Annotated in this window: 17 protein-coding genes; 10 read left to right on the top strand and 7 right to left on the bottom strand. The window is 51.3% G+C overall.

Going from position 1 to position 14,956, the window contains the following annotated elements:
• Window positions 1-8: 8 nt before the first annotated feature.
• Complete coding sequence (locus tag EBC_RS16000; protein ID WP_013202871.1) at window positions 9-911, bottom strand: LysR family transcriptional regulator; 903 nt, start codon at window positions 909-911, stop codon at window positions 9-11.
• Window positions 912-1,000: 89 nt separating this feature from the next.
• On the opposite strand from EBC_RS16000, the gene EBC_RS15995 reads away from it, so the two are divergent.
• Window positions 1,001-2,017 (top strand): NADP-dependent oxidoreductase, encoded by a 1,017-nt coding sequence (locus EBC_RS15995; RefSeq protein ID WP_041692057.1) that lies wholly within the window; start codon window positions 1,001-1,003, stop codon window positions 2,015-2,017.
• A 70-nt stretch (window positions 2,018-2,087) separates the two neighbouring features.
• Here the strand turns inward: EBC_RS15995 and EBC_RS15990 are convergent, their stop codons facing one another.
• A complete protein-coding gene (locus EBC_RS15990) occupies window positions 2,088-2,540 on the bottom strand; it encodes a GNAT family N-acetyltransferase (RefSeq protein ID WP_013202869.1) in 453 nt (150 codons plus the stop codon).
• Between the two features lie 229 nt (window positions 2,541-2,769).
• A complete protein-coding gene (locus EBC_RS15985) occupies window positions 2,770-3,867 on the bottom strand; it encodes an NADH:flavin oxidoreductase (protein ID WP_013202868.1) in 1,098 nt (365 codons plus the stop codon).
• A 158-nt stretch (window positions 3,868-4,025) separates the two neighbouring features.
• Here EBC_RS15985 and EBC_RS15980 point away from each other — a divergent pair, with 158 nt between their 5' ends.
• Complete coding sequence (locus EBC_RS15980; RefSeq protein WP_041692356.1) at window positions 4,026-4,913, top strand: LysR family transcriptional regulator; 888 nt, start codon at window positions 4,026-4,028, stop codon at window positions 4,911-4,913.
• A 291-nt stretch (window positions 4,914-5,204) separates the two neighbouring features.
• Here EBC_RS15980 and EBC_RS15975 read toward each other — a convergent pair whose 3' ends face one another.
• A complete protein-coding gene (locus EBC_RS15975; protein WP_013202866.1) occupies window positions 5,205-5,588 on the bottom strand; it encodes a nuclear transport factor 2 family protein in 384 nt (127 codons plus the stop codon).
• 233 nt (window positions 5,589-5,821) lie between these two features.
• Here EBC_RS15975 and EBC_RS15970 point away from each other — a divergent pair, with 233 nt between their 5' ends.
• From EBC_RS15970 to EBC_RS15945, 6 genes are all read left to right on the top strand, one after another.
• Window positions 5,822-6,463, top strand: coding sequence for a TetR/AcrR family transcriptional regulator (locus tag EBC_RS15970; RefSeq protein ID WP_013202864.1), 642 nt, complete (start codon window positions 5,822-5,824; stop codon window positions 6,461-6,463).
• Between the two features lie 64 nt (window positions 6,464-6,527).
• On the top strand, window positions 6,528-7,109 hold the full coding sequence (locus EBC_RS15965; RefSeq protein ID WP_013202863.1) for a TetR/AcrR family transcriptional regulator: 582 nt from the start codon (window positions 6,528-6,530) through the stop codon (window positions 7,107-7,109).
• Window positions 7,110-7,162: 53 nt separating this feature from the next.
• A complete protein-coding gene (locus tag EBC_RS15960; RefSeq protein ID WP_013202862.1) occupies window positions 7,163-8,266 on the top strand; it encodes an alkene reductase in 1,104 nt (367 codons plus the stop codon).
• 57 nt (window positions 8,267-8,323) lie between these two features.
• Complete coding sequence (locus tag EBC_RS15955) at window positions 8,324-9,067, top strand: SDR family oxidoreductase (RefSeq protein WP_013202861.1); 744 nt, start codon at window positions 8,324-8,326, stop codon at window positions 9,065-9,067.
• Window positions 9,068-9,152: 85 nt separating this feature from the next.
• On the top strand, window positions 9,153-9,722 hold the full coding sequence (locus EBC_RS15950; RefSeq protein ID WP_041692354.1) for a TetR/AcrR family transcriptional regulator: 570 nt from the start codon (window positions 9,153-9,155) through the stop codon (window positions 9,720-9,722).
• Between the two features lie 59 nt (window positions 9,723-9,781).
• Window positions 9,782-10,258, top strand: coding sequence for a nuclear transport factor 2 family protein (locus EBC_RS15945; RefSeq protein WP_013202859.1), 477 nt, complete (start codon window positions 9,782-9,784; stop codon window positions 10,256-10,258).
• Between the two features lie 159 nt (window positions 10,259-10,417).
• On the opposite strand, the gene EBC_RS15940 is transcribed toward EBC_RS15945, so the two are convergent.
• On the bottom strand, window positions 10,418-11,014 hold the full coding sequence (locus EBC_RS15940; RefSeq protein ID WP_013202858.1) for a DUF1349 domain-containing protein: 597 nt from the start codon (window positions 11,012-11,014) through the stop codon (window positions 10,418-10,420).
• A gap of 233 nt (window positions 11,015-11,247) precedes the next feature.
• Complete coding sequence (locus tag EBC_RS15935) at window positions 11,248-12,177, bottom strand: alpha/beta hydrolase (RefSeq protein ID WP_013202857.1); 930 nt, start codon at window positions 12,175-12,177, stop codon at window positions 11,248-11,250.
• Window positions 12,178-12,298: 121 nt separating this feature from the next.
• Here EBC_RS15935 and EBC_RS15930 point away from each other — a divergent pair, with 121 nt between their 5' ends.
• Complete coding sequence (locus EBC_RS15930; protein ID WP_013202856.1) at window positions 12,299-13,213, top strand: LysR family transcriptional regulator; 915 nt, start codon at window positions 12,299-12,301, stop codon at window positions 13,211-13,213.
• Window positions 13,214-13,365: 152 nt separating this feature from the next.
• Entirely contained in the window at window positions 13,366-13,833 is a 468-nt protein-coding gene (locus EBC_RS15925; RefSeq protein ID WP_013202855.1) for a GNAT family N-acetyltransferase, read from the top strand.
• A 246-nt stretch (window positions 13,834-14,079) separates the two neighbouring features.
• Here EBC_RS15925 and EBC_RS15920 read toward each other — a convergent pair whose 3' ends face one another.
• On the bottom strand, window positions 14,080-14,817 hold the full coding sequence (locus EBC_RS15920) for a metallophosphoesterase (RefSeq protein ID WP_041692055.1): 738 nt from the start codon (window positions 14,815-14,817) through the stop codon (window positions 14,080-14,082).
• Window positions 14,818-14,956 lie beyond the last annotated feature (139 nt).

Below are 14,956 nucleotides of genomic sequence, written 5' to 3'. Positions count from 1 at the left end.
AAGGCCGCCTAACAGCGATCAATAAGATGATCCAGCAATGCACGAACGGCCGGGTTAGACCGCCGGCTTTCATGCCAGAGTGCCGTAATATTATGCCGCTCCACAGCGAAAGCTGTCAGGATCGGAACCAGTCTTTTATTCTCTACCCATGAATCAGCCATAAAACTCGTCGCCATTCCTATTCCGCCTCCTGCAGCAACTAAGGCCAGTACGGCTTCGCTGGCATCAACAACAACATCTGATGATGGCAAAATCTCTGTCTCCCGTTCCCCAACCTGAAAAGGCCAGCGAAAAAGCTGCCCTGTTTGTTGATAACGCAGGTTTACCGTTTTATGGCTCATGAGGTCATTAGGATTTTCAGGGGCAGAGCAACTGGCAAGATATTCAGGCGAGGCGTAACACCCCAGCCGGTACGGCGAGAGACGGCGCGACAGAAGATTTGAATCGTCAAGATCGCCAAGCCGGACGGCAATATCAATGCTCTCATCCACGATACTGATAACGCGATCGCTCAACCGCAAGTCAATTTTCACTTTTGGATACAGCGCGCAGAATTGCGGAAGTACAGGAGCAATCATATGCAGACCGATCGGGTACGATGCCGCAATACGCAGTGTCCCTGCGGGCTCCGCACGCGAGCGTTTCGCTATCTGCTCAATCTCGTCTGCATCCTGAAGCAATCGTAAAGCCCGCTCGTGAAGCTCACGGCCTTCTGCGGTTAACACCAGCGAACGTGTCGTTCGGGTAAACAGGGTAATGCCAAGTTGCGTCTCCAGTCGCTGGATGCTCTTACTGATTGCTGAAGGTGAGACTGACAGGGAACGGGCAGCAGCAGTGTAGCTGCCGAGAGCGCCAGCACGAGCGAATGCAATTAAACCTGTGAGTCTTTCAAAACCTATTTGTTCCTTCATGGCACAATTAAAGCGAAATTCAGCCTGATTATCAATGTCAGATTTCAGGCTTATCATCGGTCATCTGATTACCTTTAAGTGAGATTGTGATGACTGACATGATGAAAGCAGTTCAGCTTTATGCATTTGGTGGGCCTGAGAACCTGCAGTATGGCGAGACAACCCGTCCAGTGGTGGGAAGCAATGAAGTACTTGTTAAAGTATATGCGGCCGGCATTAATCCACCGGATTGGTATCTGCGCGAAGGTTACCGGGCGCTCCCGCCTGAATGGTGGCCTGACCCGACCTTTCCGCTCATTCTGGGAACAGACATATCAGGCGTAGTTGTAGACGTCGGTGAGGATGTTTCGGAATTCACCATCTGCAACGAGGTTTACTCAATGGTACGTTTTCCTCAGGGGGTAATGCAGGGCAGCGGCGCCTATGCTGACTACGTGAGCGTACCTTCCTCAGAGCTGGCAATGAAACCCCAACGTATCGGACATGTTCAGGCTGCGGGTGCGCCAATGTCGCTTCTTACTGCCTGGCAGTTCCTTGTCGAGCTGGGTCACGATGCTCCCAATCCTTTTCAGTCCTTCAGGCATACACCTGTCCCATTAGAAGGCCGGACGGTGCTGGTAAACGGTGCCGGTGGAGGCGTTGGGCATCTTGCGGTGCAGATAGCCAGGTGGAAAGGTGCGCGAGTAATCGCCGTGGCTTCCTCCCGAAATGAGGAGCTTATGCGTGAGCTGGGGGCAGATGAGTTTATTGACTACACCAAAGTTGCCGCCGAAACCGCGGTGAAAAATGTCGATCTTGTGATTGATGCCGTTGGTGGTTCAAATATGGAGCGCTTCCTGACGTGTATCAAACCGGGAGGCGCGTTGTTTCTCGTCAACCCTCTGGGGTTTGCCGGACAGGAGGAGGCGCTCAGAAAGAACATTACGGTTTCAATCACGCAGGTACGCTCAAATGGTGCGCAATTAGCTACTGCCGGCAGCCTTCTGGACGACGGAACGATCCGGGTTGTTATTGACAGCACTTACCCATTAGCCATGGCGTCGGCTGCTCATCAGCGTGCTGCACTGGGGAGCATTCAGGGCAAGATCGTGCTCACTAACTTTTGATGATCACTTTTCCGTTACTGCATCGGTTGAACTCACAGCAAGAAGCTGACGTCAGAACTAATTAACTCAATCAGCGAAATGCCTTTGAGAAACAGACAGCGTCTGTCCTACCGATATATGGGCCGTAATTCTCAATACGGGTATAACCATTTTTCTCGTAGAAATTTACGGCCCGATAGTTGATGCGTCGGGTTTCCAGCCTGAGCTCGATATATCCCATCTCTTTTGCAGATTTTTCCAGAAAAGTGAGTAAGGCACCGCCAACCCCTGACACACTTCGGTCTGAAAACATTCTTTTAAGCTCGGCTATCTTTTGCGTCAATGGCCGTATCGCACCGCATCCTATAGCTTTGCCTTGAGAATTTTTTGCTAATGCCCATAACGCTTTGTCACCACTCATTGCTTCTGCGGTGAAATTACTTTTACCGTTATCACCAGTAATCGCGGCAAGTTCTGCGGATAGCAATTCGATCAGGCGAAGGGATTCTGAAGAAAATGGATCTGATTTCTCTACTGTTATCATGGTTATACCCTGCAGGAAGAATGTGACCAACATAAAGCATCATGCTAAAAAAAGTATCAGCCTAAACCGGGTGACAGGACAACACTTATTCAAACCGTCCCTTGGGTGTCATCTCCGCTTTTCGATCATAGCGGACTATGCGTCCACGCCAGGCTGCCTTGTGCCAAGAGCGGACGGCTTATGACAACGATGACATTACCCCCCGGGAAGTTACCCGGGGAGAGAAGAGTTATACAGAAAGTTCAGAATCCTTAATATTCGCTGTGGGTCCGAGGATCGCGTTATCAAACTCCCGAACGCTTTTGCCGTTGGCAACTCGTTGTGGCCAGTCATGATTTGCCAGCGCACCACGACCCAGAGCTATGAAATCTGCACCCATTTCCATAACCTGCAATGCCCGGCATTCATCATGAAGACTACCATTAGCCATAATGGTGAGGTTGGGGGCATATTTACGTCCCAGTTCAATCAGTGAGAGTAAGTTACCGGGGAATGCCGGCTGCCAAGCTTCATATTCGGTCAGATGAAGATAATCGATACCGGATTCGGCGAGTAGCGTAAACGCTATGCGTGCATCGTCTTCACCATTAGCCCATTTATGGAAGAAGTCATTTACTTTCCCCTGAGATATTCTGATACCTACTGGGATAGCCTGACCTAAGCGTTGTCGGACAGACTTAATTACTTCAAGGATAAGCTGAAGTCTGCCTGCGATATCACCACCCCAGCAGTCAGTGCGCAGATTAGTGTAATCCGTGAAGAATTGATCGAGTAAATATCCATTTGCACCATGAATTTCTACCCCATCAAAGCCAGCCTGGTTTACAGCGTTGGACGCGGCATCGGCAAAGCTGCTGATAATGCCCTGAATTTCTTCTTCGCTAAGTGCCCGAGGAACAGGATATTCACCTTCTCCGCGATAAAATGTCATTTGATTGCCAACCGGCCGAAGTGCACTGGGTGCAACGGTTCCTTCACGGAAAGAGTTACCCTGTGATAGCGCGCCTGAGTGCTGAATTTGGGCAAAAATATGGCCGCCTTGTTGATGAACTGCATCCGTGACGTCACGCCAGCCTGCAACCTGTTGCGGGCTGGTTAATCCCGCCTGAAAGGCATAGGCCTGAGACCATTCCTTATCAATATAAATGCCTTCAGATATAACCAGAGCAAATCCACCACGGGTAAAGTCTTCGTAGTATGCCTTCATACGTTCGCTTGCTACCCCTTCTTCAGAGGCGGTGACACGAGTCATAGGCGCTACCACGAGACGATTTTTTAGGGTGACTTTACCAATACTGCTGGGAGTGAAAAGGGGTAATGCATTCATGAGTTATCCTTAATATTAAATCATGAATACAATATAATCATTGTTGAGTGGCTCATAAACAGGGCGAAATGATAAGGCCGTATAACGATTTTCGTTATAATCACGCTTCTTTTTGCTTAATCAACGACAGTTGCAATGTCTCATCTATCGGGGTCAACATGAATCTTCATGATGTATCGCTGTTTCTCGTAATAACAGAAACACGAAGCCTTACTCAGGCGGCGAAACGACAGGGTATTACAGCAATGGCGGTTTCAAGACGCCTCGCATCGCTTGAACGCGAGTTAGGAACACGGCTGTTACAGAGAACCACTCGATCTGTTTCATTAACTCAGGAAGGCATGGAATTCCTGCCTTATGCCCAGGCACTTATTGAGGCAGAGAAGGGAGCCCGAGCACTTTTTTCTCCGTCAACACAAGGCGCAGCAGGTTTGCTCAGAATCACTGCACCATCAGGATTCGGGCGCCGAAATATTTTGCCTCTCATTTCTGAATTACTGGCAGATAATCCAGAGCTGAGTATCGATCTTCAGCTAAGTGAAGATGTGATTGATATTGTCGGGAGAGGCATCGATGTAGCAATACGTATTGCCCCGTTAAAAGATTCCACACTTATAGCCCGCAAAATTGCTGACAGCCCTCGCGTAATCTGTGCTTCACCAGATTATTTAAAAGTTAATGGCATGCCTAAATCGGTAGAAGATTTAATGAAGCATCATTGCCTGAGACTAAGCAGCGTATCTCAATGGATTTTTGAACGTGGTGGTGAAGTTTTCAGGATTCGTGTTGGGGGACGTTTTATTTCGGATAACGTTGAGGGCGTAAGAGAACTCTGTGCTCAAGGTATGGGACTTGCACAACTTACCCGCTGGGATGTCATGAAAGAAATCCGCCAGGGCACACTTGTTGAGATTGAGCTGTCAGATGCCAGACCTCAGGATTTATCCGTCTGGGCTGTTCTACCAACTACACGCTACCTGCCTCTCCGGGTCAGCACTTTTATCGATAAATTAAAATCATCGCTGACATTATCAGCTACATCATGAAATACGACTTTGGTTTTCAATTGTGGTGCCGAGCGCACAGATAACTGCATCAGCGCGCCACTCCAGAGCGTCAGCGTCGGGGGCATCAAAGTTGATTAGGGGGTTAATGAGCCGGGTGTGCCCGGTGGGGTTCAATGCGAGCGGTTTTCGTGTTGGCGCACTGCCATGTAAAGAACGGCCTCACAGGCAGAAACATGAACGGTTTTGATATTATGACTCATGTTTTTTTCCTCACTGGGTTTCGCCGCGTCTGGCGGTCAGACGCGACGGATGAAGGTGGAATGGCTGATGTCAGGAAGCGGTGTGAGTATGGTAAATTTTGCTCACTACGGTCCATCGCCCGTTGACCTTCAGCAGGTTGAAAAAGTCCGTGAAGCGAAAGCCCGAAATATCGTCGGTATCAACGCGGGCGCTTGCTGCGGTGCCTACGATATCAACGTGCACGATTGCGGCCTTCGCTTCCGGGGATGGGCGGAAAACGGTATCGATGGTGTCGAAAAGTCCCTGAATAGGACCGCCGGTGAGGTTTGCATCACCGTCAACGCCAAAGATGGTGGCCTGCTCGCTGAACGCGGGCTTCATTATTTCGCTCCTGGCCTGCTTTCCGCCTTCGTTGTACTGGCTGAGCACTTCCACGATGGCGTTGTATTCCTGCACATAAGTTACGTTGGTCATATCATCTGTCTCCGGTTTTGTTGTGGTGGGTATCCGCAGGGATGCCCGTGATTCGGTTGAAAATCATTTTTAAGACGAACAGCAGCATCAGTCCCGCCGCAACGGCGGATTGCAGACAGTGGCTGAGGGAGAAGGCAAGATCTGACATAGGCATTTTATCTTTGTGTAGTAGTCACTATGTAATGTTATTATTGTATAGTGATCGCTATGTAATGTGTCAAGAGAATGATTTTATGCCCGACGTGAAAATGAAAACTGCAGGAGTACCCAGCGAAAAGCCCAAAGGGCGGCCCCGCAGCTTTGATCGCGACAGGGCCCTGATCAGGGCCCTGGACATTTTCTGGCGTAAAGGCTTTGAGCCCGCCTCGGTTGCCGAGCTCTGCGCTGCGATGGAAATTAATCCGCCGAGCCTGTACTCCGCCTTCGGTAACAAGGCGAAACTTTTCCTGGAGGCCGTGAGCTATTACGAAAGGGTCTACTGGAAGGCAACTTGGGAGCGGCTTGAAGAAGAGCCCGATATCATGCAGGCGATTGATCATTTCTTCAGCGAAGCGGCAGGCATTCTGCTTTCTCCTTCCGTACCCTGCGGCTGCATGGTGGTGCTTGCGGCCATCAATGTCTCTCAAGAGTCCGCTGACGTCGTCGAAGCAGTCAGCGTGCTCAGGCAGGAAGGAAAAGACCTGTTTGAAAAGCGTCTGCGCAGGGCTGTAACCGAGAAGCAGCTGCCTTCTGATACCGCTACCGCCGCGTTAGCTACCGTTTTGAATACGCTTCTGGAGGGCATGTCGATCGAGGCCAAAGATGGGGCCACGCCGGAAAGCCTGAGAGCAACCGGGCAGTATGCGTCACGTCTGCTGCCATGCGAAAAATTATGACCGCACAAAATGCCACCCAAGAAACTAGACGACCGGTCAGTTTTATCGCTATGCTATCCGGACTATGAAAAAACAAGCGGCTAACGTGCGTCAGCACATCATTGATGTTGCCCGGACGCTTATCACACATAAAGGCTACAGCGCCGTCGGTCTGGCTGAGATTGTCAAAGCCGCCGGGATCCCCAAAGGATCGTTTTATTATTACTTCCAGTCCAAGGAAGAGTTTGCTGAGGCCTTGTTAGAGCACTATTTCAGCAACTACCTGGTTCAGGTCGATGAGCAACTGCGTGGTTCCGAACCCGCCAGAGAGCGCCTGCTGCGATACTTTTCGTTCTGGAAAGTCACACAAGGTGCCGATCTCCCTGAGAGCAAGTGTCTTGTGGTCAAGCTTGGCGCGGAAGTGTGCGATCAGTACGACAGCATGCGAAGCGTTTTGGCCATAGGCACACGTGAAATCGTGGATAGGATCTCCGCGTGCATCCTTCAGGGTCAGCAGGATGGCTCGTTAGCCGGCGATGAAGATGCCAAAGATCTTGGTGAAGAACTGTATCAGCTCTGGCTTGGCGCTTCGCTGATGGCAAAAATTCACGACCCGGATACGTCATTTGATAAAGCATTGAATGCCACTAAACGGCTGCTCAGGTAGCCGCATTTTTTTACCAATTTACTAGCCGACCGGTCAACTATTTAGGAGTTTCTATGACTGATAACAGTACCCGTACAGATCTCTTTTCCCCCGTAGCAATGGGAAGCCTTCAGCTGGCCAACCGTATCGTTATGGCGCCTGTTACCCGCAGCCGTTACGGCGAAGATGGTGTACCTGGTGAGCTACATGCAACCTACTACGCCCAGCGCGCCAGCGCCGGCCTGAATATTTCTGAAGCCACGAATATCTCAGCTCAGGGCCGTGGATATGCGGCCACGCCGGGGATCTGGAGCGAGGATCAGGTTACCGGCTGGAAAAAAGTCACCGATGCCGTTCACGCCGAAGGCGGAAAAATCGTCTGTCAGCTCTGGCATGTAGGCCGTTTTTCAAGCGTTGAACTGCAGCCTAACGGTGAGCGTCCTGTCGCTCCCTCTGCAATCAAGGCCGAAGGGCAGACCTATACCGTCAATGGCTTCGTACCGGTATCGACGCCGCGCGCGCTCGAAACCGACGAAATCCCGGGCATTATTGAGCAGTATAAGCGTGCCGCAGAAAACGCCCTGCGCGCAGGTTTTGACGGCGTGGAAGTGCACTCTGCAAACAGCTATCTGCTCGATCAGTTCCTGCGCGACTCAACCAATCATCGTACCGACGCCTACGGCGGCTCTATAGAAAACCGCGCGCGCCTGACGCTGGAAGTCACTGAAGCGATCGTCAACATCTGGGGCAATGACCGCGTAGGCATCCGCCTGTCACCGGTAACTCCTGACGCAGGCAACACGCCGCCGGACAGCAACGTGATGGCGATGTATGGCTATCTCATCCAGCAACTTAACCGTTTTAATCTGGCATACCTGCACTTCGTTGAGGGTGCCACTGCAACGTCGCGTGACGTGCCTGCCGACGTGGATATGGATGCGCTGAGCGCGCAGTTCAGCGGTCCGTTCATCGGTAACAACAACTATGACCTCGAAATGGCGATCAGCCGCCGTAATGCAGGGATCATCGATGCCGTTGCCCTTGGCCGCCTGTTTATTTCCAACCCGGATCTGGTTAAGCGTCTGCGTTATGGCGCCGAGCTGACCATCGCGCCTAAGGAAGCCTACTACGGCGGCGGCGCGAAAGGTTACACCGACTGGCCGGAAGCGAATTACTGATAAATACAACCGGCGGGATCTTCCCGCCGCCTGTACCTCATCCAAAAGGATAATAATATGAATCATCTGCAGAACAAAACCGCTGTAATTACTGGTGCGTCATCGGGCATTGGCGCCGCGACCGCGCTGGAACTTGCACGTCATGGTGTGAATATCGTAGCCGCAGCACTGGATCAGACCGGCCTCGATAAGCTGGTAAAGGATATTGAGTCAGCCGGTGGCCATGCTTCCGGTCTGGTGACGGATGTGACTCGTCTTGAAGATACACAGGCGCTGGTAAAGCATGCTACCGATACCTTCGGTACCGTTGATATCCTGATTAACAACGCCGGGCTGATGCTCTTTTCAGCCTGGAGTGACATCGCGTGGGACGACTGGAACAAAATGGTCGACGTCAACATCAAGGGCTATCTGAACGCCATTGCGTCCGTTCTCCCGGTTATGCTCAGCAAAAGTGACGGCCAGATCCTGAACATGGCTTCTGTGGCAGGCCACCAGGTTGACGCCGGCGCGGGTGTGTACAGTTCGACCAAATTTTTTGTGCACGCCATGACGGAATCAATGCGTAAAGACCTGGGCGTGAATAAAGGCATCCGAGTCAATACCATCAGCCCCGGCGTTATTAACACGGGATGGGCTGATAAAGTGAGCGATCCGGAAGGGCGTAAGGTGGCGCAGGAGCTGACAAAAATTGCTATCAGTCCGCAGGATGTGGCAAATGCGGTGGTCTACGCGCTCAACCAGCCCAGGAACGTGACGATCAACGATCTTATCGTATCCCCTACGAAGCAGAACTGGTAAATCACCCATGGCAGCCGGCTGGCTGTTAACCTTATTTTTGAGAAAACGGTTGATCATGGAGAACGATCGTTCTACCATTCGATTCATGAACAGAAAGCCAACAGATACCCGCGAAAAAATCCTCACCACCGCCGAGCAATTGATTTATCGGAACGGTATCCATGCAACGGGCATGGACCTTCTGGTTAAAACCTCGGGCGTAGCCAGGAAAAGTATTTATCGCTATTTCGCGACCAAGGATGATGTGGCCGCCGCCGCATTGAAAGAACGTGATGAGCGCTGGATGTGCTGGTTCAGAACGGAATCTGATAAAGGTGATACGCCTCGGGCGCGCATTTTGAATATGTTCACCGTGCTCAGAAGCTGGTTTGAGTCAGAAGGCTTTCGTGGCTGTGCATTTATCAATACCGCGGGAGAAGTGGGTGATCATACCGACCCCGTTCGGCAGATAGCGAAGCTGCATAAACAAAAATTACTGGATTACACGCGTGAACTCACCGGGCAATTAAACATTGAGCGCCCTGAAGTTCTGGCCAGGCAGTTATTTATTCTGATTGAGGGCGCGATCACCATGTCTTATGTGATGGGCGATAGCAGCGCGGCCGACAGTGCAGGGGACGTTGCAAAACACTTGCTGGAGTCTGTCTCTCCTTAATGCCTGAGTGACATAAAACTGTTTCTACTGAGATATCCTAATTTACGGGAGGCTATACCATGTCTGATACACACACTCGCCCGCCACTTCCTCCGTTCACTCGCGAATCGGCGACTGAGAAAGTTCGGCTTGCTGAAGACGGCTGGAACAGCCGCGATGCGGGAAAAGTCTCGTTGGCGTACTCACTGGATACCCAGTGGCGCAACCGAACCGAGTTTGCAAATAATCGAGAGGAAGCCAAAGCATTCCTCACCCGTAAGTGGAATAAAGAACTTGAGTACCGTCTCATTAAAGAGTTGTGGGCGTTCGACAGCAACAGAATCGCTGTCCGTTACGCTTATGAATGGCGTGATGATTCAGGTAACTGGTTCCGCTCTTACGGGAATGAAAATTGGGAATTTGAAGCAGATGGCCTGATGCAGCGTCGTTTCGCCTGTATCAATGATATGCCTATTAAGGAAAGTGAGCGCAAGTTTCACTGGCCTCTGGGCCGTCGCCCGGATGACCATCCGGGGCTGTCGGAACTGGGTTTGTAATTTGTCGTTTATAGTTCGACGCTGACTTTTCCCCGTTAGCCTGTCCGCTCCTTTTCAACAGCGGACGTCACGCTTATTGCGGCAGGTTAATTTTTCGGGGAGGAGGCCATATTACGAAGCGGCATTGTCTTTGGAAGCTTAATCAGTCGTCATGCTTGATCAGGTCAGATCATGTAGAGGCTTATTTGAAGGTGGGCCGAGGGTGAATTCGTCGAAGATGACGTCGAGCCCCTGCCTTTCGGGTGTACAACTCATTACGCCTACAAAACGCTTTCGCGTTTCCGGCCAATGGCACAATCTCAGTAACGGCCAGGTTTTGCCATCCGTTGAGTACTGTATCCGCAGAGCCTCATTTTCCAGCGTGGCACGCATCCAGAATGTCCCCGGATCGCCGGGGAAAATCCCGGTGGCCCAGTCAGACATTTTGCGCGTCACCACGCTGCCAACAGAAGACTGACCGTCATTAAATTCAATGCCAGCCTTAACCCAGTGCAGGTCATCATCAAGCAGAAATAGGCCGGCCTGATCGTAGAGATGAGAAAAACCCGCCATCACCTTAACCTGCACGGTGAAATCACCCTCCAGGTAAAATCCAAATGCATGGCCGGTATGACGCTGGAATCCGTAATACGTCTGTTGCCAAAAGTCAGTGTTGAGATCCGTTTTAAACTGCAACTTTCCTTCTTCAACCGTCCATACCTGAGGTGGATTTATCCAGACTCCGCCTTCGGCGCCGAGTGAATCAATCGCTGTCATAAACGTTCTCCTCGCAATACGTTTGACGAATCTCATGTGAATACAGCCGTGAGTTAAACCGATGGACGCAACACAGGGTTTAACCCGTTCAGGGTGTGAAACCTAGTCTAGCGTTATTCCCGGTCGCTCGTTGAGTTGTCGGTCATTTGACGTCAGCGGGGTCTGTAAATCAGGCGTTTTCTCAGCTGACGGGCGCAGTCAGTCGCGCCCGTCAGTGAGTTCATCATTGATGATTAGTTCGCGGCATCCCGCAAAGCCTGTCTGATAAAGGCGACCGAGCTCTCCAGCGCCTGCACTGCTTCGGGCTGCAGCGTGGAGAAGAAATGCCAGGCGTGGAACATACCAGGCCAGACCTCCAGATTTACGCGAACCCGGTGATCACCCAGATGAGTTGCCAGCCGCATCGCGTCGCTCAGCATCAGTTCATTTTCGCCAATCTGAACCAGCACCGGCGGCAGGCCCGTCACATCGGCAAACACCGGCGAGGCCATGGGATGATTAGGCAGGGCATCGCCAAGGAAGGTACGGGCCAGGAAATCCAGACCGGCTTTGGTGTTCAGGGGATCCAGGCCTTCTCTGTTGGTCATGGAGACGCCGGTGTGTTCAAGGTTGGCCCAGGGGGAAATAGAAACTCCGCCGGCCGGAAGCGGCAGGCCCTTGTTGCGTGCAGCCACCATCACGGTAACCACCATCGCTCCGCCCGCGGACTCGCCGGCCAGCACAATTTTGCTGCCGTCAAAACCCTGCTCAATCAACCACTCATAGGCACGAACGGTATCGGTAACCGGCGTGGGGAATGGATACTCCGGCGCCAGACGATAATCCGGCATGTACACCCGTGCGCCCAGCATGCTGGCGTAGTTGCCACCAATACCGTGATAGCCCGCCGGTTCACCGACAATATAAGCGCCACCGTGGATGTACATCACGATGGCGTCTGTTTCAAGGTTATCAGGCGTCACCAGCGTGCCCGGTACGCCACCCATGTCGACATCCGTAAAGCTGACGCCCGCAGGCGCAGGGTTTTTAGCCAGCATACGCGTGTACGCGTCACGCACTTCGCGCATAGGCGTGACGGTGTCTTCACCGGTAAGAATTGGACCCAGATCGACCAGACTTTCTGACCATTCTTTTACGGCTTGCCTGGTGTGTTTATTCAGCATTGTCATTCCTGTTTGTATTTGCGTTGAAAGAGAACAGGAGTCTATGATAGATAAACATTTGGGGAATATGCTTCCCATATCAGGGTACAGTCACGCCCGTATTGAATGAGATAAATTAAGCATGGAAATCAACAGTATTGGTGATATCGCGGCGTTCGTGGCAGCCGTAAAAGCCGGGAGTTACACCCATGCAGCCGGTTCCCTTGGCCTGACGCGCTCCGCCATTGGCAAAAGTATTGTCAGGCTGGAAACGCGCATGGGGGTTCGCCTTCTTAACCGTACCACCAGGAGTCTGAGTCTTACCGATGAGGGGAGGGTCATGTACGATCGTTGCCGACAGATACTGGATGACCTGGAAGAGGTCGATGCCGCCATGGCCATGCGCAGGGGGAAGCCATCGGGGACGCTCCGGTTGAGCGCACCGCTTTCATTTGGTCAGCGACACATTCTTCCCGTTCTCGATGCTTATCTGAAAAAGTGGCCGGAACTTCGTGCGGAGGTCTCCTTTACGGACAGGTTTGTCGATCTGATTGAAGAGGGGTTTGATATTGCCATTCGCATCGGTGAACCCCGCGATGACTCACGAATTCTTACCCGCACAATTGCTTCTCAACGTATTGTCACCTGTGCATCGCCCCAATACCTGTCCTTACGGGGTGCTCCAAAGACCCCTGCGGAATTAACCGGACATGACACTATTTTTCTTCTGAGTGCAGAGAAGAGGCGAAGCTGGCATTTTGCCACTCCCGAAGGCACTTTTGTCTATGAAGGACCCGGCCGGCTTAACCTCGACAGTTCGGAAGCGATGCGGGCATCAGCAATTTCCGGGTTTGGTATCGTTCACCTGCCGACCTATTTGCTGGCGGATGATGTCCGTAGCGGCAAGCTGGTGCCTGTGCTGGAGGAATATCCTTTCCCGCCGGAACCTGTGCGGATCATCTATCCCAGTAAACGACACTTATCTCCGCGGATCCGCGCCTTTATTGACCTGCTGGTTGAACGCTGGGAGCCGGGAGTCCCCTGGGAGCAGGGTTAGACGTCCGCTCCTCGCTCATTGCGAACCTTTAGTGACCAGAGGTCCGCTTCCGCTGTGTGCCAGGAACGGGCTTTGCAATTTGAAAAGTGTGCTAAAAATTTAAGTTTATAAACATGGTAAATTCCCTAAACGTCAAAATAGAAGAGCGAAAAATGCAGATTAAAAAGCTTATGGACCACCCTGTTTATCTTGCTCAAACTTCAGGCTTACTTTTTAGGGAGTGGTCTTGCCTGCCTTTATGGGCAGACGAGGAACAAATTCGAGCACGGCTCATTGAGCGGAATTCTTGTGATGACCGCCAGGTTACCCTGATCGTGATTGATGCAGAAAACAATGTTATCGCAGCAGGTAGTCTCATTCACTTTGAGCTTAGTGATAACCCCCAGCGTATGCACTGGCTGGGAGAAGTCATCACCACGCCTTCACATCGCGGTCAGGGATTAGGATCCGCGCTGGTTAAAGAATTGATTAAACATGCATCTGAGCAAAATATTGCTGAACTGTGGCTTTACACGCCGGACATGCAGTCTTTGTACCGCAAGCTGGGATGGGAGGACAAAGAGATTCGGATTGTAGCCGGAGAGACTGTTACCGTGATGGCCTTAAATTTGCGCAAATAATAAATTATTTTAAGCTCGATTGAGCTTAAATCTCCACGGCATCGGCATCCATATTTTTAAGCTGGCTACCGTAATTTATGCCCATCAAAGAACTCAGGTAACGTCCGCTTTTCGCTCACAGCGGATCTTGCGCCCAGGTCATTCCGCTTTCTGCCAACAGCAGATATTGTTCTCTCGCAACATTATGCGTTAATCACTGGGGATCAGGTCGTTCTCTATGAAACCGATACGTTTTCCGAATGCCAGTTAAACGCAAACGTGGTGACTGGTAAGAGAGTTACTGACATAGCGGTGAATCACCAATGCTGGTGGGTCATTCGCAGGAGGAACGTTTATTGTTCCAAACCAGGCAGGATTAGCCGGGCAGACGGAGCCACAAATGTAGGCAGGTATGTCCGCAAACGTACCCGCTATGGGTCTGTGGACATGGCCTGTAGAAATGGCGGGTAGTCTGCCCGGGGCGCGTCTTATCAAATCTTCCATCTCAGGTAGACCTCTGCACATCGTTTCGTCTAGCGTTGGTATGCCGGATGCAAATACATGATGGTGCAAAAACAGCAATGACGGAGGGCTGTCTGCGTCGCTGAGTTGATTATCCAACCATTCCAGATGGTCAGCCACACTGCCGTAATCCTTACAATCAATCGTCGAATCCAGACCAATCAGGCGAATGCTTCCAGTATCATGGACAAAGTGCAGAGCCTCTCCTTGGGCATCGTGCGCCCATCTGTTCTCATCCCAAACAGAACGCATCATACTGCGGTCGTCAGAGTTACCTGCCAGGATCATTGAAGGATAATTTTGCTGATTCAGGCGGTCGGCTATCTGTTTATAACCTTCCTGCCAATGCCCATCCGTTAGATCACCGGTAAGTACCAGCACATCTGGTTTCAGATGCGTAAGCCAATTTAGTACCTGGTCAAACCGAAACAGGTGATCATTATCTGGTGAGGCGTGAATGTCTGAAACCTGCGCTATCAGCATAAAGACCTCATAAAATTATTGTGTGGAGAACAAGATCACAATGAAGCACTAAGTTCAATTACGACTGCTAGAGCTAATGTTAGTATGAATACGTAATTTCAGCGCCTCGCTCGTAATTGCTCTTGATCCTTTAATGGAT

It is taken from the genome of Erwinia billingiae Eb661, assembly GCF_000196615.1.
Taxonomy (GTDB): domain Bacteria; phylum Pseudomonadota; class Gammaproteobacteria; order Enterobacterales; family Enterobacteriaceae; genus Erwinia; species Erwinia billingiae.
Note: the sequence above shows the minus strand (reverse complement) of the source record. Positions and strands in the feature narration are given on the sequence as shown.

What these genes read in the sequence shown, in the direction of transcription:
- EBC_RS16000 (WP_013202871.1), bottom strand. Translation starts at nt 911, where the DNA reads ATGAAGGAACAAATAGGTTTTGAAAGACTCACAGGTTTAATTGCATTC.
- EBC_RS15995 (WP_041692057.1), top strand. Translation starts at nt 1,001, where the DNA reads ATGACTGACATGATGAAAGCAGTTCAGCTTTATGCATTTGGTGGGCCT.
- EBC_RS15990 (WP_013202869.1), bottom strand. Translation starts at nt 2,540, where the DNA reads ATGATAACAGTAGAGAAATCAGATCCATTTTCTTCAGAATCCCTTCGC.
- EBC_RS15985 (WP_013202868.1), bottom strand. Translation starts at nt 3,867, where the DNA reads ATGAATGCATTACCCCTTTTCACTCCCAGCAGTATTGGTAAAGTCACC.
- EBC_RS15980 (WP_041692356.1), top strand. Translation starts at nt 4,026, where the DNA reads ATGAATCTTCATGATGTATCGCTGTTTCTCGTAATAACAGAAACACGA.
- EBC_RS15975 (WP_013202866.1), bottom strand. Translation starts at nt 5,588, where the DNA reads ATGACCAACGTAACTTATGTGCAGGAATACAACGCCATCGTGGAAGTG.
- EBC_RS15970 (WP_013202864.1), top strand. Translation starts at nt 5,822, where the DNA reads ATGCCCGACGTGAAAATGAAAACTGCAGGAGTACCCAGCGAAAAGCCC.
- EBC_RS15965 (WP_013202863.1), top strand. Translation starts at nt 6,528, where the DNA reads ATGAAAAAACAAGCGGCTAACGTGCGTCAGCACATCATTGATGTTGCC.
- EBC_RS15960 (WP_013202862.1), top strand. Translation starts at nt 7,163, where the DNA reads ATGACTGATAACAGTACCCGTACAGATCTCTTTTCCCCCGTAGCAATG.
- EBC_RS15955 (WP_013202861.1), top strand. Translation starts at nt 8,324, where the DNA reads ATGAATCATCTGCAGAACAAAACCGCTGTAATTACTGGTGCGTCATCG.
- EBC_RS15950 (WP_041692354.1), top strand. Translation starts at nt 9,153, where the DNA reads ATGAACAGAAAGCCAACAGATACCCGCGAAAAAATCCTCACCACCGCC.
- EBC_RS15945 (WP_013202859.1), top strand. Translation starts at nt 9,782, where the DNA reads ATGTCTGATACACACACTCGCCCGCCACTTCCTCCGTTCACTCGCGAA.
- EBC_RS15940 (WP_013202858.1), bottom strand. Translation starts at nt 11,014, where the DNA reads ATGACAGCGATTGATTCACTCGGCGCCGAAGGCGGAGTCTGGATAAAT.
- EBC_RS15935 (WP_013202857.1), bottom strand. Translation starts at nt 12,177, where the DNA reads ATGCTGAATAAACACACCAGGCAAGCCGTAAAAGAATGGTCAGAAAGT.
- EBC_RS15930 (WP_013202856.1), top strand. Translation starts at nt 12,299, where the DNA reads ATGGAAATCAACAGTATTGGTGATATCGCGGCGTTCGTGGCAGCCGTA.
- EBC_RS15925 (WP_013202855.1), top strand. Translation starts at nt 13,366, where the DNA reads ATGCAGATTAAAAAGCTTATGGACCACCCTGTTTATCTTGCTCAAACT.
- EBC_RS15920 (WP_041692055.1), bottom strand. Translation starts at nt 14,817, where the DNA reads ATGCTGATAGCGCAGGTTTCAGACATTCACGCCTCACCAGATAATGAT.